Source organism: Nocardioides sp. WS12, assembly GCF_014108865.1.
Lineage (GTDB): Bacteria > Actinomycetota > Actinomycetes > Propionibacteriales > Nocardioidaceae > Nocardioides.
In genome coordinates, this window is sequence record NZ_CP053928.1 from 1,136,923 (window position 1) to 1,161,416 (window position 24,494).

Annotated in this window: 23 protein-coding genes and 1 tRNA gene; 13 read left to right on the forward strand and 11 right to left on the reverse strand. The window is 68.8% G+C overall.

The genetic code is table 11. From position 1 onward, the window contains the following. Positions 1–52: 52 nt before the first annotated feature. The 4 genes from HRC28_RS05250 (at position 53) to HRC28_RS05265 (ending at position 4,857) form a co-directional block, all read left to right on the forward strand. A complete protein-coding gene (locus tag HRC28_RS05250; RefSeq protein WP_182379107.1) occupies positions 53–1,609 on the forward strand; it encodes an NADH-quinone oxidoreductase subunit M in 1,557 nt (518 codons plus the stop codon). Beyond that, entirely contained in the window at positions 1,609–3,210 is a 1,602-nt protein-coding gene (nuoN, locus tag HRC28_RS05255; RefSeq protein ID WP_182379108.1) for an NADH-quinone oxidoreductase subunit NuoN, read from the forward strand. Before HRC28_RS05250 ends, nuoN begins: the two co-directional genes overlap by 1 nt. Further along, the gene (locus HRC28_RS05260; protein WP_237111712.1) at positions 3,207–4,229 is read left to right on the forward strand and encodes a polyprenyl synthetase family protein; all 1,023 of its coding nucleotides are present in this window, start codon (positions 3,207–3,209) and stop codon (positions 4,227–4,229) included. The genes nuoN and HRC28_RS05260 overlap by 4 nt, the downstream gene beginning before the upstream one ends. 115 nt (positions 4,230–4,344) lie before the next feature. Beyond that, the gene (locus HRC28_RS05265; protein WP_182379109.1) at positions 4,345–4,857 is read left to right on the forward strand and encodes a flavin reductase family protein; all 513 of its coding nucleotides are present in this window, start codon (positions 4,345–4,347) and stop codon (positions 4,855–4,857) included. 58 nt (positions 4,858–4,915) lie between these two features. On the opposite strand, the gene HRC28_RS05270 is transcribed toward HRC28_RS05265, so the two are convergent. Further along, entirely contained in the window at positions 4,916–6,037 is a 1,122-nt protein-coding gene (locus tag HRC28_RS05270; RefSeq protein WP_182379110.1) for a 2-oxoacid:ferredoxin oxidoreductase subunit beta, read from the reverse strand. Next, positions 6,034–8,013, reverse strand: coding sequence for a 2-oxoacid:acceptor oxidoreductase subunit alpha (locus HRC28_RS05275; RefSeq protein WP_237111713.1), 1,980 nt, complete (start codon positions 8,011–8,013; stop codon positions 6,034–6,036). Before HRC28_RS05275 ends, HRC28_RS05270 begins: the two co-directional genes overlap by 4 nt. A gap of 345 nt (positions 8,014–8,358) precedes the next feature. On the opposite strand from HRC28_RS05275, the gene HRC28_RS05280 reads away from it, so the two are divergent. From HRC28_RS05280 to HRC28_RS05300, 5 genes are all read left to right on the forward strand, one after another. Further along, the gene (locus HRC28_RS05280) at positions 8,359–9,387 is read left to right on the forward strand and encodes an extracellular solute-binding protein (RefSeq protein ID WP_182379112.1); all 1,029 of its coding nucleotides are present in this window, start codon (positions 8,359–8,361) and stop codon (positions 9,385–9,387) included. Continuing rightward, positions 9,384–10,232, forward strand: a complete 849-nt coding sequence (cysT, locus tag HRC28_RS05285; protein ID WP_237111714.1) for a sulfate ABC transporter permease subunit CysT — start codon at positions 9,384–9,386, stop codon at positions 10,230–10,232. Before HRC28_RS05280 ends, cysT begins: the two co-directional genes overlap by 4 nt. Then, entirely contained in the window at positions 10,225–11,076 is an 852-nt protein-coding gene (locus HRC28_RS05290; RefSeq protein WP_237111715.1) for a sulfate ABC transporter permease subunit, read from the forward strand. Before cysT ends, HRC28_RS05290 begins: the two co-directional genes overlap by 8 nt. Further along, positions 11,073–12,068, forward strand: a complete 996-nt coding sequence (locus HRC28_RS05295; protein ID WP_182379114.1) for a sulfate ABC transporter ATP-binding protein — start codon at positions 11,073–11,075, stop codon at positions 12,066–12,068. Before HRC28_RS05290 ends, HRC28_RS05295 begins: the two co-directional genes overlap by 4 nt. 113 nt (positions 12,069–12,181) lie before the next feature. Next, positions 12,182–12,649: a hypothetical protein gene (locus HRC28_RS05300; protein WP_182379115.1), complete on the forward strand. Its 468-nt coding sequence runs from the start codon at positions 12,182–12,184 to the stop codon at positions 12,647–12,649. On the opposite strand, the gene HRC28_RS05305 is transcribed toward HRC28_RS05300, so the two are convergent. The 5 genes from HRC28_RS05305 to HRC28_RS05325 all read right to left on the reverse strand — a co-directional run bounded on the left by HRC28_RS05305 (position 12,588) and on the right by HRC28_RS05325 (position 15,182). Then, positions 12,588–13,088, reverse strand: coding sequence for an SRPBCC domain-containing protein (locus HRC28_RS05305; RefSeq protein ID WP_182379116.1), 501 nt, complete (start codon positions 13,086–13,088; stop codon positions 12,588–12,590). The two genes, HRC28_RS05300 and HRC28_RS05305, sit on opposite strands and share 62 nt — an antisense overlap. A 135-nt stretch (positions 13,089–13,223) precedes the next feature. Next, positions 13,224–13,412 (reverse strand): hypothetical protein, encoded by a 189-nt coding sequence (locus HRC28_RS05310; RefSeq protein WP_182379117.1) that lies wholly within the window; start codon positions 13,410–13,412, stop codon positions 13,224–13,226. Continuing rightward, positions 13,409–13,876: a nucleotidyltransferase family protein gene (locus HRC28_RS05315; RefSeq protein ID WP_182379118.1), complete on the reverse strand. Its 468-nt coding sequence runs from the start codon at positions 13,874–13,876 to the stop codon at positions 13,409–13,411. The genes HRC28_RS05310 and HRC28_RS05315 overlap by 4 nt, the downstream gene beginning before the upstream one ends. Positions 13,877–13,927: 51 nt before the next feature. Beyond that, positions 13,928–14,683 carry a lytic murein transglycosylase gene (locus tag HRC28_RS05320; protein ID WP_182379119.1) on the reverse strand — a complete coding sequence of 252 codons (756 nt, stop codon included), beginning with the start codon at positions 14,681–14,683 and terminating at the stop codon, positions 13,928–13,930. Positions 14,684–14,690: 7 nt separating this feature from the next. Next, entirely contained in the window at positions 14,691–15,182 is a 492-nt protein-coding gene (locus tag HRC28_RS05325; RefSeq protein WP_182379120.1) for a YajQ family cyclic di-GMP-binding protein, read from the reverse strand. Positions 15,183–15,322: 140 nt separating this feature from the next. On the opposite strand from HRC28_RS05325, the gene HRC28_RS05330 reads away from it, so the two are divergent. The 4 genes from HRC28_RS05330 to HRC28_RS05345 all read left to right on the forward strand — a co-directional run bounded on the left by HRC28_RS05330 (position 15,323) and on the right by HRC28_RS05345 (position 18,261). Continuing rightward, positions 15,323–15,404, forward strand: a tRNA-Tyr gene (locus HRC28_RS05330). A 150-nt stretch (positions 15,405–15,554) separates the two neighbouring features. Next, positions 15,555–16,166, forward strand: coding sequence for an SGNH/GDSL hydrolase family protein (locus HRC28_RS05335; RefSeq protein ID WP_182379121.1), 612 nt, complete (start codon positions 15,555–15,557; stop codon positions 16,164–16,166). Between the two features lie 139 nt (positions 16,167–16,305). After that, positions 16,306–17,127, forward strand: a complete 822-nt coding sequence (locus tag HRC28_RS05340; RefSeq protein WP_182379122.1) for a hypothetical protein — start codon at positions 16,306–16,308, stop codon at positions 17,125–17,127. 84 nt (positions 17,128–17,211) lie between these two features. Further along, a complete protein-coding gene (locus HRC28_RS05345; protein WP_182379123.1) occupies positions 17,212–18,261 on the forward strand; it encodes an LD-carboxypeptidase in 1,050 nt (349 codons plus the stop codon). Between the two features lie 16 nt (positions 18,262–18,277). Here HRC28_RS05345 and HRC28_RS05350 read toward each other — a convergent pair whose 3' ends face one another. The 4 genes from HRC28_RS05350 to HRC28_RS05365 all read right to left on the reverse strand — a co-directional run bounded on the left by HRC28_RS05350 (position 18,278) and on the right by HRC28_RS05365 (position 24,457). Next, complete coding sequence (locus HRC28_RS05350; RefSeq protein WP_182379124.1) at positions 18,278–19,327, reverse strand: ABC transporter ATP-binding protein; 1,050 nt, start codon at positions 19,325–19,327, stop codon at positions 18,278–18,280. After that, complete coding sequence (locus HRC28_RS05355) at positions 19,324–20,826, reverse strand: iron ABC transporter permease (RefSeq protein ID WP_237111716.1); 1,503 nt, start codon at positions 20,824–20,826, stop codon at positions 19,324–19,326. The genes HRC28_RS05350 and HRC28_RS05355 overlap by 4 nt, the downstream gene beginning before the upstream one ends. Before the next feature lie 65 nt (positions 20,827–20,891). Beyond that, complete coding sequence (locus tag HRC28_RS05360; protein WP_182379125.1) at positions 20,892–21,908, reverse strand: iron ABC transporter substrate-binding protein; 1,017 nt, start codon at positions 21,906–21,908, stop codon at positions 20,892–20,894. Next, positions 21,905–24,457 (reverse strand): AMP-binding protein, encoded by a 2,553-nt coding sequence (locus HRC28_RS05365; protein ID WP_182379126.1) that lies wholly within the window; start codon positions 24,455–24,457, stop codon positions 21,905–21,907. The genes HRC28_RS05360 and HRC28_RS05365 overlap by 4 nt, the downstream gene beginning before the upstream one ends. Between the last annotated feature and the right edge of the window lie 37 nt (positions 24,458–24,494).

Consider the following 24,494-nt stretch of genomic DNA (forward strand, 5'->3'; position numbering starts at 1 on the left):
CTACCCACCCTGAGCACGCTCAGGACCCGACTGCCTCCGAGGAGGGTCACTGATGGGTGACTTCCCGATCCTGAGCCTGCTCGTCTGGCTCCCGATTGCCGGCGCCATTGCGGTTGCCCTGCTGCCCGCTGCGGTCAGCAAGGTCACCGGTCTGGGCGTCGCGCTCGTGACCCTCGTCCTCGGCCTCGTCATCGCGTTGAACTACGACGTCGACGGCGGCCGCCAGTTCGAGGAGGTGCACGACTGGATCGAAGCGTTCGGCGTGCACTACGCCTTCGGGCTCGACGGCCTCGGTCTGCTGATGGTGCTGCTCACCGTCCTGCTCGTCCCCGTCGTCCTCGGCGCGGAATGGGCCAAGGCTGACGACAAGAACGGCGCGGGTGCCAAGGCGTTCGTCGCCTGGGCGCTGGCTCTGGAGGGCCTGTCGCTCGCGGTGTTCTGCGCGACCGACGTCTTCCTGTTCTACGTCGTCTTCGAGGCCACCCTGATCCCGGCGTACTTCCTGGTCGGCGGCTTCGGCCGCGAGGGACGCGGCGCCGCAGCGCTCAAGTTCCTGATGTTCCAGCTCGCCGGCGGCCTGATCCTGCTCGCGTCGGTCATCGGCCTGTACGTCGTCTCGGCCCAGCAGGGCTCGCCGTCGTACCTCCTCTCGGACCTCGAGAACCTGGACATCGACACCGAGGCCGGCCGCTGGCTGTTCTTCGGCTTCTTCATCGCGTTCGCGATCAAGGCGCCGCTGTTCCCGCTGCACACGTGGCTGGCGGACACCACCGAGAAGGCAACCCCCGGCACCGGTGTGCTGCTGGTCTGCATCCTCGACAAGATCGGCACCTTCGGGATGCTGCGGTTCTGCCTCGGGATCTTCCCCGAGGCGTCGCAGTGGGCGACGCCGCTGGTGGTCGTCCTCGCTCTGATCTCCGTCGTGTACGGCGCCCTGGTGGCCATCGGGCAGGACGACGTCTTCCGCCTGATCGGTCTGACCTCGCTCAGCCACTTCGGCCTGATCACGCTCGGCATCTTCACGATGAGCACGCAGGGCGGCACCGGCGCGATTCTCTACATGGTCAACCACGGCCTCGGCACGGCGGCGCTGTTCCTCGTCGCCGGCTACCTCTTCGACCGTCGCGGCACCTCGCTGATCAGCGAGATGGGCGGCATCGAGAAGGTGGCGCCGATCCTGGCCGGCCTGTTCCTCATCGCCGGTCTCGCGACCCTCGGCCTGCCGGGCCTCTCGCCGTTCGTCAGCGAGTTCCTGGTGCTGCTGGCTGCCTTCGACTACGGCTGGTACGTCGGCGCGATCGCGATCACCGCGGTCGTCCTGTCGGCGATCTACGTGCTGTGGATGTACCAGCGCACGATGACCGGGCCGACGTCCGCGGACCTCGAGGGCACCAAGGACCTCAACCTGCGCGAGATCGTCGCGGTCGCACCGTTGATTGCGGCGCTGGTGTTCTTCGGTTTCTACCCTGCGCCGCTGCTCGACGCGGCGAACCCGATGGTGGGTGACCTGCTCGAACACGTTGGTGTGCACGACGACCCACCGACCGTCGGTACTTGGTTCACCTTTGAAGGGGAGACGCAGGTCAAGGACGAAGGGGAGTCGCACTGATGGAGTTCTCCAAGCCCGAGCTCGAATACTTCGAACTCCTCCCGCTGCTCCTCGTCCTCGGCGGCGCCTGTGTCGGCGTCCTGATCGAGGCGTTCCTCGCGCGCGGCGCTCGCCGCATCCCGCAGATCACGCTGGCCCTGTCGGTGCTCGTCGCCGCTCTGGTCTCCACGATCGTCGTCGGTGCTGACCTCCAGGAGCACACCGGCGCGGCCGGCAGCGAAGGCCGCGGCCTCGTCGGTGCTGAAGGCAGCGTCATCGTCGACGGACCCACGGTCTACCTGTGGGGCCTGGTGCTGATCTTCGCGATCGGCGGCGTCGCCCTGTTCGCCGAGCGTCGCCTCGAGGGTGGTGTCTCGGCCTTCACCGGTCAGGCCGCCGCGCTCCCCGGCACGGACACCGAGCGCGAGGCGTCGACCCGCGGCCTCGAGCACACCGAGGTCTACCCGCTGATGCTCTTCGCGGTCGGCGGCATGCTGCTGTTCCCCGCGTCGGGTGACCTGCTGACGATGTTCGTCGCGCTCGAAGTTCTCTCGCTCCCGCTGTACCTGCTGTGTGGCCTCGCCCGTCGACGTCGCCTGCTCAGCCAGGAAGCGGCGATGAAGTACTTCCTGCTCGGCGCCTTCGCCTCCGGCTTCTTCCTGTACGGCGCCGCGCTGGTCTACGGCTACTCCGGCTCCGTCACGTTCGCCGGCATCAACGAAGCCGTCCGCGCAGGCGGGCCCAACCACGGCCTGCTCCTCGCCGGCATCGCGCTGCTCGCGGTGGGCCTGCTCTTCAAGATCGGTGCCGCGCCGTTCCAGGCGTGGACGCCCGACGTCTACCAGGGCGCCCCGACCGCCGTCACGGCGTTCATGGCCGCCGGCACCAAGGTCGCCGCGTTCGGCGCTCTCCTGCGCCTGTTCTACGTCGCGTTCGGCGGGGAGCGCTGGAGCTGGGTGCCGATGCTGTGGGTCGTCGCGATCGCGTCGATGCTCGTCGGTGCGGTCCTGGCCGCCGTACAGAACGACGTGAAGCGGATGCTCGCGTACTCCTCGGTCGCCCACACCGGCTTCCTGCTGGTCGGTGTCCTCGGAGTCCAGGGAGCCGACGAGCTCGCCAAGGGGCAGTACACCTCCCTCGAGGGCGTGCTGTTCTACCTGACGACCTACGGCTTCTCGATGATCGGCGCCTTCGCGATCGTGATGCTCGTGCGCGACGCCGGCGGCGAAGCGACCCACTACGACCGGTGGGCCGGCCTGGGTCGTCGTTCGCCGCTCGTGGCCGGTGCGTTCGCCTTCTTCCTGCTCTCGATGGCCGGCATCCCGCTGACCGCCGGCTTCATCGGCAAGTGGGCCGTGTTCACCTCCGCCATGTCGGCGGGCGCCTGGCCGGTCGTGCTCGTCGCGATCGCGTCGAGCGTGATCGCGGTCGGCTTCTACGTCCGCCACATCCGCCTGATGTTCTTCACCGAGGCCCACCCGGACGGCGTCGGAGAGGTCACGGCGTCGTCCTTGCTGACCTCCGGCACCATCGTCGTGTGCCTCGCCGCAACCCTCGTCCTGGGCGTCGTGCCGGGGCCGGTGCTGGATCTGGTCACGAATGCGGGAGACTTCATCAGGTGACTCCCGCTCCGAGCCCGGCCGAGTTGGCCCTGCCGATCGTTGACACTGCCCTCGCTGAGCGCCTGCGCGAGCGGATGGCCACGGTCGAGGAGGCCCTCTTCGGCCACGCGACCAGCCGGGCGCCGTACGTCACCGAGGCGGCACGCCACCTGTTGGCGGCCGGCGGCAAGCGCTTCCGTCCGCTCCTGGTGCTGCTCGCGGCCGAGGTCGGACCGCGACCGGACGCCCCCGAGGTCCTCACGGCGGCCTGCGTCGTCGAGATCACCCACGTCGGCTCGCTGTACCACGACGACGTCATGGACGAGGCCGAGTTGCGCCGCGGTTCCGACTCGGCGAACTCGCGCTACGACAACCTCGTCGCGATCCTGACGGGCGACTTCCTGTTCGCGAAGTCGTCCGAGCTGACGTCGCAGCTCGGCGCGGAAGCCGTGCGGATCCAGGCCGAGACCTTCACCCGCCTGGTCGAGGGCCAGATCCTCGAGACGGTGACGCCCGGCCCCGAGGACGACGCCCTGCAGCACTACCTCGAGGTCGTCGCTGGCAAAACCGGCTCGCTGATCGCCACGTCTGCGCGCTACGGCGCCCTGTTCTCCGGTGCCGAACCGGCCGTGGTCGCCGCCCTCACGGAGTACGGCGAGCTCGTCGGTACGGCGTTCCAGCTCTCCGACGACATCCTCGACATCGCCTCCGAGACCGAGGAGTCCGGCAAGACGCCTGGCACCGACCTCAAGGAGGGCGTGCCGACGCTCCCCGTACTGATGGCCCGCGCCTCCACGGACCCGGGCGACGCCCGCCTGCTCGAGCTGCTCGACCCCGAGAAGTCCGACCTCGCCAACGACGTCGACCTGCACGCCGAGGCGCTGGGTCTGCTGCGCAAGCACCCCGCGATGGAGGAAGCGCGAGCGTACGTCGTCGCGCGCGCCCAGGAGGCCAAGCAGCTCCTCGAGGTGCTGCCCGAGGGCTCGGTGCGGTCGGCGCTCGAGGCGTTCGCCGACGTCGTCGCGGTGCGCTCCGCCTGATCCCACCGATGGTCGAGCTTGCCGGGACCTGATCGGCAGTGCCTTCCACGGGCTCGGCCGAACCGCTGCCGCACTGTCTCGTCAATCTGTAGCAGATCAGTTAACTTTGACTGCGATGAGCACCTTGGCCACCAATCAGGACCTCGACCCGGTCGCACTGCGCCGGGCGTTCGGCGTCTTCCCGACGGGCGTGGTCGCCCTCGCGGCCGACGTCGACGGCGAGCCGGTCGGCCTGGCCGCCAGTTCGTTCACGACGGTCAGCCTCGATCCGCCGCTGGTCTCCGTGTCGGTGGCGCACACGTCGAAAACGTGGCCGGACCTGCGCCGCGCGCGGCACTTCGGGGTCACCGTCCTGGCCGACCACCACGGGAGCCTCTGTCGCCAACTGTCCGGCCCGGTCGCCGAGCGGTTCGCCGGCATTGCCCTGACGGTGGCGGACGACGGCGCGGTGACCCTCGACGAGGGTCTGGTCCGGTTCTCCTGCTCGCTCTATCGCGAGGTGGAGGCCGGCGACCACGTGATCGTGCTCCTCAAGGTGGAGTCCGTCGACAACGCCGAGTCGGGCGACGAGGGGCATCCCCTCGTCTTCCACCGCAGCGGGTTCGGCCGCCTCGAGCGGTCTGCCTGACCCCTGACTGTCTCGCGCGGCGGGGGCGTGCACCCCGCATCCGCCGCGCGAGACACCCTCAGTCGTCGATGGTCCAGGTGTCGCCGGCGTTGATCAGTGCGGCGAGGCGGTCCTCGGCGCTGCCGGTGACCTTGCTGACGGCGTCGCTGACCTGGGCGCGAGCCTGGTCGTCGTACGTCGGCCGCTCGACCTGGCGGAAGATGCCGATCGGGCTGCGGTTGAGGTAGTCCGCTGCAGTGAGGCGAGAGATCGCGAACGCGGTGGACGGGTCGGGGTCGTGTGCGTCGTGAACCAGGATCGCCTCGGTGGCAACGTCGGCGGTGTCGACGACCTCGATGTTGCCCGAGGCGGCTCGGATGAGGGCCTTGTCGCCCAGCCCGGTCGCTTCGTCGCGGATGCCGAAGGTGATCGGGGTGCCGTGGAGGAGCGGGATGACTGCGTACTCCTTCTCGCCCTTGTGGTCGCCCATGCCCTTGATGGCGTCGAAGGCGCCGTCGTTGAAGATCGGGCAGTTCTGGTAGATCTCGACGAAGGAGGTGCCGCGGTGGGCGGCGGCTGCGGAGAGCACCGCGGTGAGGTGCTTGCGGTCGGAGTCGATGGTCCGCGCGACGAACGACGCCTCGGCGCCGAGCGCCAGGGAGACCGGGTTGAACGGGTGGTCGAGTGAGCCGACGGGGGTGGACTTGGTGACCTTCCCGACCTCGCTGGTGGGGGAGTACTGGCCCTTGGTGAGACCGTAGATCCGGTTGTTGAACAGCAGGATCGTCATGTTCACGTTGCGGCGCAGTGCGTGGATCAGGTGGTTGCCACCGATCGACAGTGCGTCGCCGTCGCCGGTGACGACCCAGACCGACAGGTCTTCGCGTGCGGTGGCGATGCCGGTCGCGATCGACGGCGCGCGGCCGTGGATCGAGTGCATGCCGTACGTGTCGAGGTAGTACGGGAACCGGCTGGAGCAGCCGATGCCGGACACGAAGACGATGTTCTCGCGACGCAGTCCGAGGTCGGGCAGGAAGCCCTGGACGGCCTTGAGGACGGCGTAGTCACCGCAACCGGGGCACCAGCGGACCTCCTGGTCGGAGGTGAACTCCTTGGCGGTCTGGGTCACGCCGTCGTCGACGGCGGGAACCAGTTCGGTGCCGGTGCGGGCGCCGGGGAGCGGCAGGTCGATGGTCGTCATGAGACGGGTGCCTCCTCGTGGTCGGCAGGGGGATTGAGTCCGTGTTCGCCGAGGTCGACGTCCTTGCCCTCGGCTTCGCCGACGAGCGCGCCGACGGCTTCGGCCAGTTCGGCTGCCTTCAGCGGGAGGCCGTAGACGTGGTTGTAGCCGATGGCGTCGACGAGGTACTCCGCGCGCAGCATCTTGGAGAGCTGGCCGAGGTTCATCTCGGGGACGAGCACCTTGTCGTACGACTTGAGGATGGCGCCGAGGTCGTTCGGGAACGGGTTGAGGTGGCGCAGGTGGACCTGCGCGACGTTGTAACCGGCGCGACGGACCCGGCGGCACGCGGCACCGATCGGGCCGTACGTCGAGCCCCAGCCGATGACCAGGACCTTGGCTTCGCCGGAAGGGTCGTCGATCTCGAGCGGGGGGAGCGAGTTGGCAATCCGCTTGATCTTCTCCTGGCGGATCCGCACCATCCGGTCGTGGTTGACCGAGTCGTAGGAGATGTTGCCGTGGCCCTCGCCCTTCTCGAGCCCGCCGATGCGGTGCTCCAGGCCGGCGGTGCCGGGGATCGCCCACGGGCGAGCGAGGGTTTCCTCGTCGCGCAGGTAGGGCCAGTACTCGTCCGGCTCCCCGCTACCGCCCTCGCCCAGGCTCTTCTTCGAAGTGTGGTTGGGCTCGGTCGCGAAGTTCGGGTCGATGACCGGGAGGTCCTCGATCGAGGGGATCTGCCAGGGCTCGGAGCCGTTGGCGAGGTAACCGTCGGAGAGCAACATGACCGGGGTGCGGTACGTGATCGCGATCCGGGCGGCCTCGACCGCGGCGGAGAAGCAGTCGCCGGGTGACTGCGGGGCGACGATCGGGACCGGTGCCTCGCCATTGCGGCCGTACATGGCCTGCAGGAGGTCGGACTGTTCGGTCTTGGTCGGCAGCCCGGTGGAGGGGCCACCGCGCTGGACGTTGATGACGAGCAGCGGGAGCTCGGTCATCACGGCCAGGCCGATGGCCTCGCCCTTGAGCGCGATGCCCGGGCCGGACGTGGTCGTGACGCCGAGGTGGCCGGCAAACGAGGCGCCGATCGCGGCACCCACGCCGGCGATCTCGTCCTCGGCCTGCAGCGTGGTGACGCCGAACGACTTGTGGCGGCTCAGCTCGTGGAGGATGTCGGAGGCCGGGGTGATCGGGTACGAGCCCAGGAACACCGGCAGGCCCGAACGGACGCCCGCGGCCACCAGGCCGTAGGACAGCGCCAGGTTGCCGGTGATGTTCCGGTAGTTACCGGCCTTCATCTTGGCGGGCTTGATCTCGTACTGGACGACGAACGTCTCGGTCGTCTCGCCGAAGTTCCAGCCGGCCTTGAACGCGGCCAGGTTGGCGCCGAGGATGTCGGGCACCTTGGAGAACTTCTTCTCCAGGAACTTCACCGTGGGCTCGGTCGGGCGGCCGTACATCCACGACAACAGGCCCAGCGCGAACATGTTCTTCGCTCGCGATGCGTCCTTGCGGGACAGGCCCCACTCCTTGACGGCCTCGACCGTGATCCCGGTCAGGTCGACCGGGTGGACCTGGAAGTCGGCCAGCGGGTCGTTCACCTCGCCGAGCTGGTCGAGCGGGTTGGTGTCGTACCCGGCCTTCTCGAGGTTGCGCTTGGTGAAGTCAGCCGAGTCCACGATGATCGCCGCGCCCTTGGGCAGGTCGGCAAGGTTCGCCTTCAACGCGGCAGGGTTCATCGCCACCAGCACATCGGGGCGATCACCCGCGGTGAGGATGTCGTGATCCGCGAAGTGGATCTGGAACGACGAGACACCAGGGATAGTGCCCTGAGGGGCCCGGATCTCGGCGGGGAAGCTGGGCAGGGTGACCAGGTCGTTGCCGAAGACGGCCGACTCCTGGGTGAAACGGTCACCGGTCAGCTGCATGCCGTCACCGGAGTCACCGGCAAACCGGATGATCACCCGGTCCAGTTGCTTGACCTGCTTGGTCTGGCTCACGCTTCGGTCCACTTCTCTCAACATCAGGCGGCTGCCGCTGGACGGCGTCGCAGCAGCGACAGGTGAGGACGATTCTAGATCGATATCTAGAACGTGTTCCACATTTGGCGGACTGGTGTCCGGTCCCCGCCTGGCTGGCGACGTGCGCAGCGGCACTCCCACGATAGTCCGCCCGCGTGGCAAGCCCCGTGTGAAGCCAGTTCGTGGGCGGTGGCGCGTCGTGACGTCCGTCACGTTGAAAGACAAATCCATCTCAAACCGCGTCGACTAACTCTCTAATGTGTATTATTCCAGTCGAGTTAAAACTGCCGGCGTGGGGCCGGACCGAAGCAAGGAATGGGTGCGATGAAGCGAGTGATCAAGGCTGCGGCCCTGGCAATGACCGGCGCATTGGCGCTGTCTGCGTGCTCGAGCGCAGGCGGCACCGACAGTGCGGACACCATCGGGATCTACGGCTTCGCCGTCCCGCAGGCTGCCAACGAGGCCATTGCCGACGAATTCAACAAGACCGACGAGGGCAAGGGCGTCAAGTTCTCCGGTTCGTACGGCGCCTCGGGTGAGCAGAGCCGCAAGGTTGCTGACACCAAGGGCAAGGACGTGGACTACGTCCACTTCTCCCTCGAGGGCGACGTCACCCGTCTCGTCGACGCCGGCCTGGTCGACGAGGACTGGAACGCTGGCCCGAACAAGGGCATCGTCTCCTCCTCGGTCGCCGTCATCGCCGTCGAGAAGGGCAACCCGCTCGGCATCAAGGGCTGGGAAGACCTGACCCGCGACGACGTCAACGTCATCACCGCCGACCCGGCCAGCTCTGGCGCCGCACGCTGGAACATCCTCGCGCTCTACACGCACGCTCTCGCGCTCGGTCAGACCGAGGCGCAGGCCGACGAGTACCTCAAGAAGGTCTTCGCGAACGTCACCACCTGGGCCGCGAGCGGCCGCGAGGCGACCGAGGCCTTCAAGAAGGGCGTCGGCAACGTGCTCATCACGTACGAGAACGAGGCCATCCTGGCCAAGCAGAAGGGCGAGGACCTCGACTACATCCTCCCCGACACCACCTTCCTGATCGAGAACCCCGGCGCCGTCCTCAAGGACGCCGACCCGGTCGCGAGCGACTGGCTGAAGTTCGTCCTCAGCGACGCAGGCCAGACCGAGTTCGTGAAGAAGGGCTTCCGCCCCGTCGGCGGCCTGGACATCTCCAGCATCGAGGTCGACGGCGCGAACGACCCGGCCAGCCCCTTCCCGGCCCCGTCGAAGAAGCTCTACACGATCGATGAGCTCGGCGGCTGGAAGGCTGTCACCAAGGAATGGTTCGGCAAGGACGGCGAGAAGCTCCGCTTCGACAACCTGTACGCCGAAGCAACGAAGCAGTGACTGAAGTACTCGTCAAACCTGCTGGGCCGGCTCGCACGTCGAGTCGGCCCAGTGGGCTGTTCCGGCTGACGCCTTCCTCGGGCATCGGTCTGGGGATCGCGCTGGTCTGGTTCAGCGTCCTCGTGCTGCTGCCGCTCGCGGCGGTCGTGGGGGCCGCTGCTGCCGGTGGCTGGGGCGCGTTCTGGAACACGCTGACCGACGCGCAGACCTTTGCTGCGCTGCGGCTCACCGTGATCGAGGCCGGCCTCGTGACGGTCGTCAACGGCATCCTCGGCACGGTCGTGGCCTGGGTGCTGGTCCGTGACCAGTTCTTCGGCAAGCGGATCCTGGACGTCGTCATCGACATCCCGTTCGCGCTGCCGACGATCGTGGCCGGTCTGGTCCTGCTGAGCCTCTACGGCCCGGAGAGCCCCGTCGGGATCAACATCGTGAACACCCGCCAGGGCATCTTCCTGGCGCTGCTGTTCGTGACGCTGCCCTTCGTGGTGCGGACCGTGCAGCCGGTGCTGATCGAACTGGACGCGGACGTCGAGGAGGCCGCGGCCTCCCTCGGTGCGTCGCGCTTCACGACGTTCCGCCGGATCATCCTGCCGAGCCTGGTGCCGGCGATCACGGCTGGCTCGTCGCTCGGCTTCGCCCGGGCGATCAGTGAGTTCGGGTCGCTGGTGCTCATCTCCGGGAACACGCCGTACCAGACCGAGGTCGCCTCACTGAAGATCCTCAAGTTCATCGAAGGTGACAACCAGGCCGGAGCCGCGGCGGTCGCCGTACTCCTCCTGCTGGTCGCGGTCATCACGATCGTCCTGCTCGACATCGTGTCGCGAAGGGTGGCGCGTCGTGGCTGACACATCGACCATCCGGGGACGCAAGGGCCCCGTCACCTACGTGATGCGGTTCTCCGTCATCGCGTACCTGTCCGTGCTCGTCGTGTGGCCGCTCTACGAGGTCACCGCCCGCACCTTCGCGCCGATCGAACAGGGTGCCGAAGGGGGCATCGCCGCGTTCCTGGAGCGACTCCAGGACCCGTCGGTGACCTACGCCTTCCAGTTGACCGCGACATGTGCCTTCTGGGCGGTGCTCATCAACACCGTCTTCGGCGTGGGCATCTCGCTGCTGCTGGTGCGCTACCAGTTCCCCGGCCGCCGGATCCTGTCCGTGCTGGTGGACCTGCCGATGTCGGTCTCGCCGGTCGTCGTCGGCCTCGCGCTGGTGCTGGCCTACAGCAGCGGCCAGGGCTGGTTCGGTGGTGTGCTGGAGTCGGCGGGCATCTTCATCATCGGTACGACGCCCGGTCTGATCATGGCGACCGCTTTTGTCAGCCTGCCGCTGGTCGTGCGCGAGATCGTGCCCGTGCTCGAGGAGATCGGCATCGACTCCGAGCTCGCCGCGAGCAGCCTCGGCGCCAACGGCTGGCAGACCTTCCGCCGGATCACGCTGCCCAGCATCAAGTGGGCCGTCGTGTACGGCGTCGTGCTGAGCCTGGCCCGGTCGCTCGGTGAGTTCGGGGCAGTGAAGATCGTCAGCCCCGGCGCCGAATTCCGTGGCGAGACCGCCACCATCCTCATCCAGAATCGCTACACCAACTACGAGGAGCCGACGGCGTACGCAGCCGCCTTCGTGCTCGTGCTGGCCTCCGTGCTGGCCCTCGTCGTGGTGTCACTCATCCGCAAGCCGGAGGACCACAAGTGAGTATCGAAGTTTCCGGGATCAACAAGAAGTACGGCGATTTCATCGCGCTGGAGGACATCAATGTCTCCCTGCCGACCGGCCAGCTGACCGCACTGCTCGGCCCGAGTGGTGGTGGCAAGTCCACGCTGCTGCGGATCATCGCCGGCCTCGACACGGCTGACAGCGGCTCGGTCGAGATCGAGGGCGTGAACGCGACGCGGTTGCCCCCGCAGAAGCGCAACGTGGGCTTTGTGTTCCAGCACTACGCCGTGTTCAAGCACATGACGGTGGCCAAGAACGTGGCCTTCGGCCTGGAGATCCGTAAGCGCCCCAAGGCCGAGGTCAAGGCGAAGGTTGCCGAACTCCTCGAACTGGTGCACCTGTCGCAGTTCGCCCACCGGCTGCCGTCGCAGCTCTCGGGTGGCCAGCGCCAGCGCCTCGCCCTGGCCCGCGCCCTCGCGGTCGAGCCGAGCGTGCTGTTGCTCGACGAGCCGTTCGGTGCGCTGGACGCGAAGGTCCGCAAGGAGTTGCGTGACTGGTTGCGCCGCCTGCACGACGAGGTCCACGTGACGACCGTGTTCGTGACGCACGACCAGGAGGAGGCCATGGAGGTCGCCGACGAGATCGTGGTCATCAACAACGGTCGGATCGAGCAGATCGGCACGCCCGACCAGTTGTACGACGAGCCCGCCAATGACTTCGTGATGGGCTTCCTCGGCGACGTCACCCGTCTCGGCAACGTGCGGCTGCGGCCGCACGACATCGAGTTGGCCCTGTCGCCCGCCGTTGCTCCGGGCACGCCGCCCGCGTTCGCGGGGACGGTTGCCCGTGCGCTGCGGGTGGGTTTCGAGGTGCGACTCACGGTCGACGTCGAGGGTCAGGGCGAGACCACGCAGGTCGTGCTGTCCCGCACGCACGCGCGCGCCCTGGATCTCGGAGTCGGCACGCGGGTGTGGCTGCGTCCCGCCACGGGGGCCACCTCGGTGCCGGTGCTGGGAGTCGCTGCAGTTTGACGGTGCGAGCGTGTCTCCGCCGCAGAATTAGGGGCAGCAAGCTGCCGTCGGCGGCTCCCGCCACGCTGCCGCACGGCTGAGCCTGCCCCACCAGGTGGCCTAGTCTGGGACCCGTGAGCTATCTGCGAGCGACACGGGTCCTGGGCTGGCTGCTCGGGATCGCAGTGCTGGTGTCGGTCGTCCATTACGTCGACAACTACGTCAACTACGACGACTACCCGGTGCCCGCCTCGGACAGTTCGCTCCCGGTGCCGTCGGCGGGCCTGGTCGCGTTCGGTTGGTTCCTGTTCACGGCATTCGGTGCGGTCGGGCTGCTGCTGTGGTTCCGGCGCCACATCACGTCGGCCGCGATCGCCCTGACCGGTTACTCACTGTCCGGGCTGATCGGCATCGCGCACTACACGATCCCGGGCGCCACCGACATGGTCTGGTGGCGCCAGACGCACGTCATCGTCGACATCATCTGCGGAGTCGCGGTCCTGGCCTTCGCCCTGTGGGCGGCCCGCAACTCCAGCGAACTCATTCCGCCGGGTTCCCAGCCTGTCCGGCAGAAGACGCCAGGGACTCAGCGCGCTTCTTGAGTCCTTCGGCATGGCGGCGGAAGCCGTCGGCCACCCGGCCGGGACCGGCCAGTTTCACGAGCGGACCGCTGAACTCCTCGACCGTCGTGTACGACGTCGGGCCACCCGGTCGCTGTGTCAGTCGCTGGTGCCGCACACCGCGCACCAGTCCGAGTTTCGACGGCAAGCCCTCGTAGACGTAGGACATGAGGGCGGTCGTCGTACCGCTGGCCGGGTCGGTGGTGGGTCCGTCCAGGGCTGTGATCCGCTCGGGGGAGCGGGTCTTCTTGCCGTTGGACCAGACGACGTGCAGCACGATCGGGTTGCCGACCTGGGCGGGCGCGGCCGTCTCGGCTCGCTCCACGAAGGGGTTCCACTCGCCGTAGCGGGCGGTGTCGGTCATGACACCCCACACCACCTCGAGAGGTGCGTCGATCTCGATCTCGGCTGCGGGGTTCATGTCCGCATCCTTGCCGATGATCGAGCGAAGCTCACCAGGGAACTGCCGGAAGGCCGAGGGGAACTGGACCAGGTGTCGGCCTCGTACAGGTAACTGCCCCAATCGCCCATGCGCACAGTCTGACCGACGCCCGCTTCATTGCGGTGGTGGTGGGTCGGCCACCCCTTCGGGGAGCCGCGTCAGCGTCTCAAGCCCGGCGAACAGGCGCATCGACATGGCGTCGATGGCCATCTGCGGCTCGGGGTCGTCCCGTTGTGCGTACTCGGCGGCCGCGTCGAAGTGCACGAGCGCTTCCACGATGAGATCCGTAGTGGTCCTGCTCATAGCGACACCGCTTCCCCGAGAACTCGGTCCCTGAAGTCGGCCCGCAGGTCGTCCTGTGGCACGACGTCCACAGGTATACCGACGACGTCCGACAACAGGCGCTCGAGGCGGGCGATCTTGAGGAGGCCGACGGTTGGGGGGAGGTCGACGAGCAGGTCGATGTCCGAGCCTTCCTGGTCTTCGCCCGTCGCGACTGACCCGAACACTCTGACGTTCGATCCGCCCGCCTGCTTGATCCGTCGCGCCACCTCGCCTCGGTGCTGGCGAAGTGCCATCGCGCGAGGGCTGGTGCCATGAAACCTCAGCAGGCGGGAGACCTCGGGTTGGCTGCGTCCGATCTCACGGGCAATTTCGGCCTGGGTCATCCCGGCAGCGCTTGCGGCACGAACGGCAATGACCAGTTCGCGACGTGCCTCTGCGACCGCCGCGTCCGACCGGCGAGCCACCTGTCCAAGGACCGTCATGGACCAAGTATAGCAAGTGCTATTACCTGTCCTGCGGAATCCCTCAAGGCATCAGGAGACCCGGGCGGCGTACTGGTTCGCCAGTGAGGCGATGTCGGCGACGTACACGTCGGAGTGGTTGAAGCTGAAGATGGCGCGACGCCAGTTGTCGGCGACGCCGAGGTCACCGCTGTGGCAGAGGTAGCGGGAGGCCGCCAGGGCCGCGTCATCGATCTGGTTCGGGTCCGAGGTGCCGTCGTTGTTGCCGTCGGCGCCCCACTGCTCCCACGTCTGCGGGATGAACTGCAACGGCCCGACCGCGTGGTCCCAGGTGGTGTCTCCGTCGAGGGCCCCGTCGTCGGAGTCGCGGACGACGCCGAACTTGCCGCCACTCAGTGCGGGCCCGACGATGCCCGGCCGCGGCCAGCCGTCCTCGCCCAGCACGGCGTCGTTGGCGCTCCCGTGACCGGACTCGATGCCCCCGATGGCCGCGATCGTGGTCCAGCCGACTCGGCAGCCGGGCTGCTCATCGGCGATCCGCAGGTTGGCGCGGGCGTAGGACTCCAGGGCGCGCGGCGGGATGCCGGTGGCCGTCGACGTCGTGGAGATCCAGGCTGCTGACGGCTGGAACCGGTCGCGCACCGTCGCGGTGTCCCCAGTCGGGGCCGGGGGGGCGTCAGCGGTCACCGCCGGCGCCGGTTGCCCCTCGAAGGCGGGCAGCGGCGGAGGCTTCCCGGCGGTGTAGGCCACCGCGGCCCCGACTCCCAGGACGAGCAGGATCGCGGCAATGCCGAGGGTGACCGACCCGATGACGCGGTCCGGGAGCACGGGCGACTCAGCGGTAGTTGGTGAACTGCACGGCGAACTCGAGGTCCTGCGACTTCACCAGCTGCTGGACGGCCTGCAGGTCGTCGCGCTTCTTGGAGGAGATGCGGAGCTCGTCGCCCTGGATCTGCGCCTTGACGCCCTTGGGGCCCTCGTCGCGGATCAGCTTCGAGATCTTCTTGGCGTCCTCGGAGGTGATGCCCTCTTTGAGCACGATGTCGATCTTCGACTGCTGACCCGACTGGCGCGGTTCGGAGGCATCGAGGATCTTCAGGGACTGGTCGCGCTTGATGAGCTTGTCCTGGAAGACGCTGAGGACGGCGCTGGCGCGGTCGTCTGCGGAGGCGGAGATCTCGATCGCCTGATCGCCCTTCCAGTCGATGGACGCGCCCGTGCCCTTGAAGTCGAATCGGGTCGCGATCTCGCGGGCGGTCTGCCCGAGGGCGTTGTCGACCTCCTGGCGGTCGATCTTGCTGACGATGTCGAAGGAGGAATCGGCCATGGTGGTCACCTGCGCTGACTGTCGGAAGAGGATGGTGCGGTTTTCTGTGGAACGCCGTGCTGCGCTATTGTTTCTCGTCGTTGCTGACCATCCAACACAGGGCTGTTCCATAGGCGTGGAACGGGGCCAGCGACACTCCCGGCAGATTGCCCGAGCGGCCAAAGGGAGCTGACTGTAAATCAGCCGGCAACGCCTACGTAGGTTCGAATCCTGCATCTGCCACGGGAACAGTACGGAGCCCGGCCCCTTGCCAAGGGGGCCGGGCTTCGTCGTTTTCAGGGTTTCCAAGTTTTTTGGTGAGGGTTCATGAGATTCTTCTCCCGGAACGCTCGGAAACTCCTCTGCGCGGACGATGCAGCGGAAGTGAAAAACGTGCGCGCCCTTTTTGTGGCCCTGCTCCTGGCAGGCCTGCTGGTCCTGATGCCCTCCGCTCCTGCCCAGGCAGGTGTCACCTGCCCCCGCACGAGCAGCACGGTGGTCGTGTTCGGCGACTCAATGACGGTCGGGGCAACTCCGTTGCTCAACCGGGTTCAGCCCGCGTGGAGCATCGACGCCTTCTGGGGCCGTGGCGTCCTGCAGTTGCCGCGGCAGATCGACCGGTGGCTGGCCGGTCACCGCCTCCCCCCGAAGGTCGCCGTCATCGCGCTGGGGACCAACGAACAGGCGGGTTGGACCCGTGCGCACTACGTCCATGCCATCCGCAAGTTCCCTATCTCGACGCGGATCGTGTTCGTCAACACCTACCGACCGGGCGCCGCGGCCGCGGGTCTGTCCGACGGGCGGGAGTACAGCCGATGGATGGTCGAGATCGCCCAGTCGCCGACCATGAAGCACGTGGTCACGGTGGCGAACTGGCGGAGGATCGCCATCAACGACCCCGCGATGATTCGCGACGGAACGCACCAGTCGGAGAAGGGCCTGCGTTACTGGACCGCCGCCGTGACCAGCACTGCCACGCGCGCCAGCGATGCGAAGGTCTGCTGATTCAACGCTCCTGAAGCAAACCGCACGCACGAGGGTGTCCGCTGCTCTAGCGTGCGTCGCGGGGAGGGTCCCCCCGCAACCCTTGGAGTGTCCTGTGTCCGTACGTCCTCGTTCCCTGCCTACCGCCGGTCCACGTCGAGTGCCCCTCGTCGTCGGCGCACTGACGTTGCTGTTGCTTGCCTTCGGTCTGACCGGCGCGACAGCCACCTCCGGTACCACGGGGGTCGCGATCACGCCCCTGACGCCGACGAAGTTGATCGCCACCGGGGCTTCGGTTGCTGCCGGCAAGACCTACACCTTCGTGGCGAGCGGTGGTACGTCGACGGTGCCGTCGAATGCACTGGTGGTCGAGTTGGCGATCACGGCCAAGGGCACCAAGGCGGGAACGGTGTCCTTTGCTCCGCTCGGGGAGCCGGGGAACGGTTCGCCGACCACGGTGTCCTGGGCCGCTGGTGGGTCCGGCGCAGGAACCGTGCGGGTCAACGTCGGTAACTCGAACAAGGTCGTCGTGACCAACTCCAGTGCCGCGTCCGCGACCCTGGGCGTCAAGATCACCGGTTACTCCACGCTGGTGAGCGCGGCCGGGATCAGTGGCGTCGGGGGCGGAGACGGTCAGGTGCTGACCAACCAGGGCAACGGCACCGTGGGCTGGGAGTCGCTCCCCGAGCCGGAGCCCGTGCCCGTCGTCCACAAGGTCCACGTCAAGAGCACGGGGGTCGTCGACCTCGGCACGGCCACCGTCTCGCGGCCGAGCGCGGGCGTCTACGTCCTCACCGGCATCGCGGAGATCCGCACCTGCGCGGTCACGGGCTCGGTCGGAGCGATCAGTGGCGACGTGGTCGTGACGAACGCGATCGTGTCGACCAGCATCTCCCCCAACTTCGCCCAGGCGACGGTGCAGGTCCGGCTGCCGTCCAACGCACCCGTCGACAGCGCCTTCTTCCTGACGCTGGTCTGCTGAGGCCGATCTGTTGAGTGGGCTCGGCGAAGCCCGGTCCCCGAAAACGGGGCCGGGTTTCGTCGTACCCGATGCTTGACTGGAGCCATGAGTCGCGAACTGGTCCACCCGCCCAAGGCCGTTCCGGGGGACCGGATCGCGGTGCTGTCGCCGTCGTTCGCGGCTGCCGGTGCCTTTCCGGAGATCCACGAGCAGGCGATGGTGCGGCTGCGTGAGGTGACCGGTCTCGAGCCCGTCGAATTCCCCACGACCCGACAGGTCGGAGCCAGTCCCGAGGCGCGGGCGGCCGACATCAACGCGGCCTTCGCGGACCCGACGATCCGGGCCATCCATGCGGTGGTGGGCGGGTTCGACCAGATCACCGTGATCCCCCACCTCGATGCCGAGTTGGCTCGCGCCGACCCGAAACCCTTCGTCGGCTACAGCGACAACACCCACCTCCACCAGTGGTTGTGGGCCGCCGGCATCGCCAGCTTCTACGGCGGATCCACCCAGGTTCACCTCGGCCCCGGGCCAGCCGTCGACGACATCCATGCCGCCGCGCTGCGTGCGGCGTTGCTGACCGGCGAACGGATCGAGCTCACGCCCGCGGACTGGTCGCAGGACATCGGGTTGGGGTGGGACAACTCCCTCGCGCTCAGTGAGTACGGCGCCCGGGAACCGAGCGAGCCGTGGGAGTGGTTCGGCCCGCAGCGGGCCGTGACCGGCCGCACCTGGGGCGGTTGCTTCGAGGTGCTCCCGCAACTGTTCATTGCGGGGCGGTTCGAGGCCGGGGTGGACGAACTGGCCGGCGGCGTCCTCCTCCTGGAGGCGTCCGAGGAACTCCTGCCGGCTCGTGAGGTGGGCTGGATCGTGCGGGCGCTGGGGGAGCGGGGCGTGTTGGCCGCGGTCGACGCCGTGCTGGTCGCCCGCCCGCCGGTCTCGGACTTCGTCGTCCAGCCCTCGCCGGAGGAGCGCATCGAGCTCCGGGCCGCGCAACGCGACGCCGTCGTCGCCGAGGTGGCGCGCTACAACCCGGACGCCGTGGTGTGCGTCGGCATTCCGTTCGGACACACTCGGCCGCAGTGGATCGTCCCGCATGGCGGCGAGATGACCGTCGACGGAGCCCAGCAGCAGGTCTGGGCCGACTACGCCTGAGCCCCGGCAGGGAAGGTCAGGAGCGGAAGGCCACGACGTGGCCGACCACGCCGACCCGGACCCGGTCGCCGGGGAGCGGCACGGAGTCGGCCGGCGTACGCGCCGCGACGTGCTCGCCGGACTCCAGCCGGACCCGGATGGTCGCGTCGTGGCCGAAGAAGCTCACGTCGAGCACTTCGCCCGGTGCACCCTCGCCGTCCGCGGGACGGATCTGGAGTTGCTCGGAGCGGACCGCGAACTGGGCGGGACCGCCGGAGCCGACCGGCGACTGCGTCGACACCGTGCCGAGCGCGCACTGGCCGGAGCCGGTTGCGTCGACCTGGCCGGGCAGCAGCGACGCGTGGCCGATGAAGGACGCGACGCGGGGATCGGCGGGCTCGAGGTAGACCGTCGTGGGCGGCGCGACCTGGAGGAACTGGCCGTCCACCATCACCGCCACCTGATCGGCCAGCGACAGCGCCTCGCCCTGGTCGTGGGTGACCAGCACGGCAGCGGCATCCGCAGCCCGCAGGGCGCGTACGACGGCCCGGCCGGTCTCCTCGCGCAACGAGGCGTCGAGGGAGGAGAACGGTTCGTCGAGCAGGACCAGCTTCGGACGCGGCGCCAACGCGCGGGCGAGCGCGACCCGCTGCTGTTGTCCGCCCGAGAGCTCGTGCGGGAACCGACCGGCGAGCTCGGGGGCGAGCTCGACGAGCTCGAGCGCCTCGGACACGCGGCCGTGAGCGTCGCGGCGCTCGGCGCGCGGCAGGCCGAAGGCGACATTGCGCGCGACGGTGAGGTGCGGGAACAGCGCGCCCTCCTGGGGCACGTAGCCGAGACCGCGCTGGCGGGCGGGCACGATCCGGCGACCGCCGACCACCTCGGTGCCGGCGACGGTGATGCTGCCGCCGGAGGGCCGGACGAAGCCCGCGACCGCGCGCAACAGGGTCGTCTTGCCGCAACCCGACGACCCGAGGATCGAGGTCACGCCACCGGGGACGACGAGGTCGAGGCCGTGCAGGACCGGCGCGCCGCCGTACCCGGCCTCGAGACCGCGGATCTCCAAGGCGGCGGTCGTGGTGGTCACGAACGACTCCTCATGCTCAGCCGGGCCAACAGCCAGGTGGACGGAACGGAGAGCAGGATCAACGCCAGCGCGTAGGGCGCCGCGGCACCGTAGGCGATCGAGGAGGCATCGGACCAGAACTCGGTGGCGAGCGTATCGGTGCCGATCGGCGCGAGCAGCAGGGTGGCGGTGAGTTCGGTCGAGACCGCGAGTGCGACGAGGGCGGCTGCCGCCGCCAGACCGGGTACGACGAGGGGCAGCGTGACGCGGCGAGCGACCTCCGGACCGGTGCAGCCCAGGCTGCGCCCGACCTCCTCGATGCCCGGCGGTACGAGTTCGAAGGTGGCCCGGACGCTGACCACAGCACGCGGCAGGAAGAGGATCAGGTAGCCGATCAGCAGCAGCCCGAGGGTCTGGTAGAACGACGGCACCACGCGGATCGCGACGGTGACCAGCGCCAGCGCGATGACGATGCCGGGCATCGCGCTCGCGGTGTAGACGCTGCGCTCGATGGTGGTCGTCAGCAGGCTGCGATGCCGCACGGCGAGCCACACGACGGGGATGGCGGCGGCCGTCGCCAGCGCACCGCCCAGGACGGCGAGCATCAGCGTTGACCAGAGGGCGCCGCCCAGTTCGCCCATGTCGACACCCGCTGACGTGCCGCGTGCCAGCCAGCGGGCGAGGCTGCCGAGGGGGACGCCAAGGGCCCACGCGGCCAACAGGGCAAGGGATCCGACGACCCACGGCTTGTGGCGGCCCAGGCGGATCGGCGCGAACTGGCGGTTGGTTCCGGATCCGACGCGCGCCCGCGGACCACGCCCGCGCAGGAGCAGTTCGATGCCGAGCAGCAACAGGCAGAAGACCACGAGCACCAGGGCGAGCAGGGTGGCTTCCGGTCCGTTGAAAACCGTGGCGTACTGCTGGAGGATCGCCGTCGTCAGGGTCGGGTAGTTGAGCAGTTGGAGGGCGCCGTACTCGGCCAGCAGGTGCAGGCCCACCAGGAGCGCGCCACCCAGCACGCCCGGGCTGATCGCCGGCAGGGTGACCCGGAAGAAGACCTGCCACGGTCCCTTGCCGAGCGACGTGGCGACTTCCTCGACGGCGGGGTCGAGGCGGCGCAGCGCAGCGACGGTGGGCAGGTAGACGAGCGGGAAGTAGGACAGCGTCACGACCATCACGGCGCCGGGGAAGGACTGCACGTCGTGGGTCAGCGAGACCCAGCCGTAGCCGTTGACGAACGCCGGGACGGCGAGGGGCGCGCACAGCAGGCCGTGCCACCACACGCGTGCGGGGACGTCGGTGCGCTCGACCACCCACGCCCCGGCCACGCCGACGACGACGCTGGTGAAGACACCGGCCACCAGGAGGCGGGTGGTGTTCCACAGCAGCTCGCCGATCCGGGGCCGCCACAGGAAGTTCGCGGCCTCGTCGCGGCCGAGCTCGGCGGTGGTCCACAGGACGTACCCGAGCGGCACCAGGGTCAGCGCCGCGATGAGCAGACCGACGACCAGGAGCGGCAAGGCAGGCGCAGCGACCCCCCGCGGCCTTCCGGCCGCGGGGGGTCGCACCGCTTGTCTCGACGAACTCAGAAGAAACCGACCTCGGTCATCAGGGCGAACGTGGCCTTGGCGTCGAGGTCGGAAACGTTGACTTCCGGCGGCTGCAGTTCGCTGAACGGTTTGGCCACGCCCTCGAGCTGGACGGCCGGGTTGAGCGGGTACTCCAGTGCGTAGCTGTCGGCGAGGATCTGCTGGCCGTTCTTGTTCACAAGGAACTCGATGAACTGCTCGGCCTCGTCCTTCATGTCGCTGGACTTGAGGATGCCGGCGCCGGAGACGCTCACGAACGCGCCGGGGTCCTGCTTCGTGAAGTAGTACTGCTCGCTGTTGTCGGAGACGTCGCCGTTCTCCTTGTGGTCGCGCTCCCAGTAGTAGTGGTAGACGATGCCGACCTCGATCTCACCGGAGTCGACGGCCTCCAGCACGAGGTTGTTGCCGTCGTAGACCTTGCCGTTCTCCTTGATGCCCTCGAGCCACGCCTTGGTGGCGTCGGCACCCTCGAGTTCGAGGACGGCCGCGACGATCGCCTGGAAGTCCGCGCCGGTCGGGGAGAAGGACAGCCGGCCCTTCCACTCGGGCTTCGCGAGATCGAGGATCGACGCGGGAAGGTCCGACACCTGGACCTTGTCGGTGTTGTAGACGAGCACCGTCGAGCGCGCCACGAAGCCGGTCCACAGGCCACTGCGGGGGCGGTACTGCGCCGGGATCGGCTCCACCAGGTCGGCGGGCAGCTTCTCGAACAGACCGGCCGCCTCGACCTGCGACATGGCGGGGGAGTTCTCGGTGAGGAACACGTCGGCCGGCGACGCGTCGCCCTCCTGCACGAGCTGGTTGGACAGCTCGAGGTCCTTGCCGTTGCGGAGCTCGACCTCGATGCCGGTCTCTTCCGTGAACGCCGGGGCCAGCTCCTTGAGCAGCGGCTCGTGCTGGGCGTTGTAGATGACCAGCTTCGGCTCGTCGTCACCGCTGCACGCAGCGAGCATGGGAGCGACGAGGGTCACGGCGGCGAGGCCGAGGCCGGCGCGCAGCAGGCGGTTCTTCATCGGGATTCCTGTCGTTCGGTTCCATGGGGAGCGTAGTGAGAGCGGTGAGCGGCCAGCGCGGTGGCCCGGTTCACCAGGTGCCAGGTGAGGACGCCTGCGGCGAGCGAGACCAGCAGCCCGGCCAGCGGCCAGCGGTCCTCGAGGTGCGGGTAGATCTGCCAGTGCGTGAGGTAGACGTAGAGCGAGGCGCTCGCGATCGTTCCGGTCAGACCGACCAGGACCCGTGGCCACGGCACCGTCGGCACCCACACCAGCAGTGCCACGCCACCGGCGATCATCAGGTCACGGGCGACGTCGCCGGTGAAGTCCCACGTGCCCGCCAGCAGCAGGGTGGTGACGGCGAGTCGCTGTGGCACGTTCCGCGCGACCGACGCGGCCCACCCGCCGAGGAAGAGCCATGCGACGAACGTCGAGGAGTGGATCAGGTCGCCGTCGTACGACGTCGAGGTGGCCCAGAAGCGCGGCACGAGTGCCAGGGCAGTGAGACCGGTGGCGAGCGCGAAGCGGTGCCGGCGTTCGAGCGCCATGATCCGCGGGATCGCCGTCAACAGGCCGGCCCCGACCGCGAACAACACGATCACTTCGATGAACCAGTAGTGCCACGCGGGCTCGGACCAATTCCGGCCGCCGAGGACGTCATTGAGCAGGAAGACGCTGCGCCACAGGTAGTCGCCGGTCACCAGGGAGACAGCGCCGATCCAGAGGATGGCGGGTACGACGACCCGGCTCGTCGCGCGGAAGACCCGGCGCACCCGGTCGCGGGAACTCTCGTCGGTGAGGTGGAAGCGGGCGAAGTTGGCGCCGGCGACGGCGAGCAGCACGTGGGCGCCGCCGTAGAGCAGCCACAGGTTCGTGTGCGTGCCGACGATGAACACGATGGCGGCGGTGCGCAGGGCGATCGTCGTGTCGATGCGCGCCCAGCCACGGCGACGCGGGTGGTCGGCGTTGCCCAGCAGGGTGGCGAGGTCCTCGATGGAGCGCCGCGGCCAGTCGGCGGGCAACCGGCCGATCCGTCGCTCGAGGCGGAGCGAGAGTTCGACGTAGGACAGGGAGTCGCCGCCGAGACCGACGAACGAGTCGTCCGGGCCGACCGGGCCGCACCCGAGGATCCGCTCGTAGAGGCGGGCGATCGAGGTGGCCGCCGTTCCCTGCTCGACGACTTCGGGCACCTCGAGGCGGGCGACGGCCTGCTGGTTGATCTTGCCGTTCGGCAGGCGGGGGAGGTCGTCGACCGGCACGACGCGGATCGCGTGGCCGGGCAACCGGGTGTCGGCGGCCGTCGCGGCGCGCACCTCGTCGAGGGTGAGGGCTTCGGACGGGCCGGGCACCGCCACCACCAGTCCGGAGCCGTCGGCCGCCTCTGCGCACGCGACGTCGTGGCCGCCGAGGCAGAGCAGGGTCTGCACCCGGTCCAGGTCGATGCGTTCGCCGAAGACCTTGGCGAACCGCGACCGTCGGCCGACGATCTCGACGAGTCCGTCGGTGATCCGGGCGAGGTCGCCCGTCCGCAGGTCCCCGCTGCGCTGACGGAGACTCAGGTCCGCCGGGGAATCGGCGTAGCCCATCATCACGTTCGGGCCGGAGTAGACGAGTTCGCCGACCCCGGGCTCGGCGCCGTCCACCGGATCGATCCGGAAGGTGCCACCCGGGATTGCTACGCCGACGGCCGACGGGTGGGTCAGGGTCAGGGCCGGCGGCAGGTACGCCATCCGTGCTGTTGCCTCGGTCTGGCCGTACATGACGAACAGGTCCCAGCCCTCGAGGCGGCCCTGCTCGGCCAGCGCCGTGACGCGCTCGGGCGCCATCCGGCCGCCGGCCTGGGTGACCTGGCGCAGCGCCGGCAGTTCGGGCCAGCCGGCGGCGCCGAGCAGGTCGAAGGTGTACGGAACACCGGCGAACGACGTCACGCCGCGCTCGCGCGCATCCGCCCACAGGCTGGGGTCGGTGACGGAACGGTCGTCCAGCATCAGGGAGGCGCCGACAGCGAGGTGGCTGTGCAGCACCGACAGGCCGTAGCAGTAGTCGAGCGGCAGGGTCGTGACGGCGACGTCGTCGCTGCGCAGACCGAGGTACGACGCGATGGCGCTCGCGTTGGCGTCGAGGTTGGCCTGCGACAGGCGCACCAGTTTGGGCGACCCGGTCGAACCCGACGTGCTGAGCAGCAGCCGCAGGTCGGGGTGGAGTGCGGGCGCGGGGGCACCTGTCGGACGCCACGCGCGGTCGTCGTACTCGATGGAGGAGGTGTAGGCCCGGGCCAGGCCGTCGTTGTGGGTCAGGAGGGTGGCGTGCCCGCCGGTGAGGGAGGCCAGCCAGGCCACGACGAAGTCGACCGTGGGGGCCGGGCTCAGCCGGACGAGCTGGCGGGTCGTGCCGACGAGCGCGTCCAGTTCGGCCCGGGCCGTCGCGACACGACGGTCCAGCGCGGCGTAGCTGATGCTCCCGTCCGGAGTGTGCAGGGCGGGGCGGTGGCCATGGCGCGCGAGGTCGACAGCGAACCCGGTCGCGAGGACCGTCTGCTGCACCTGTGCGCTGGCTGTGCCTTCCCCCACCCCTGAAGGGTAAGGCAAGGTTGACCTCAGTTGGGTA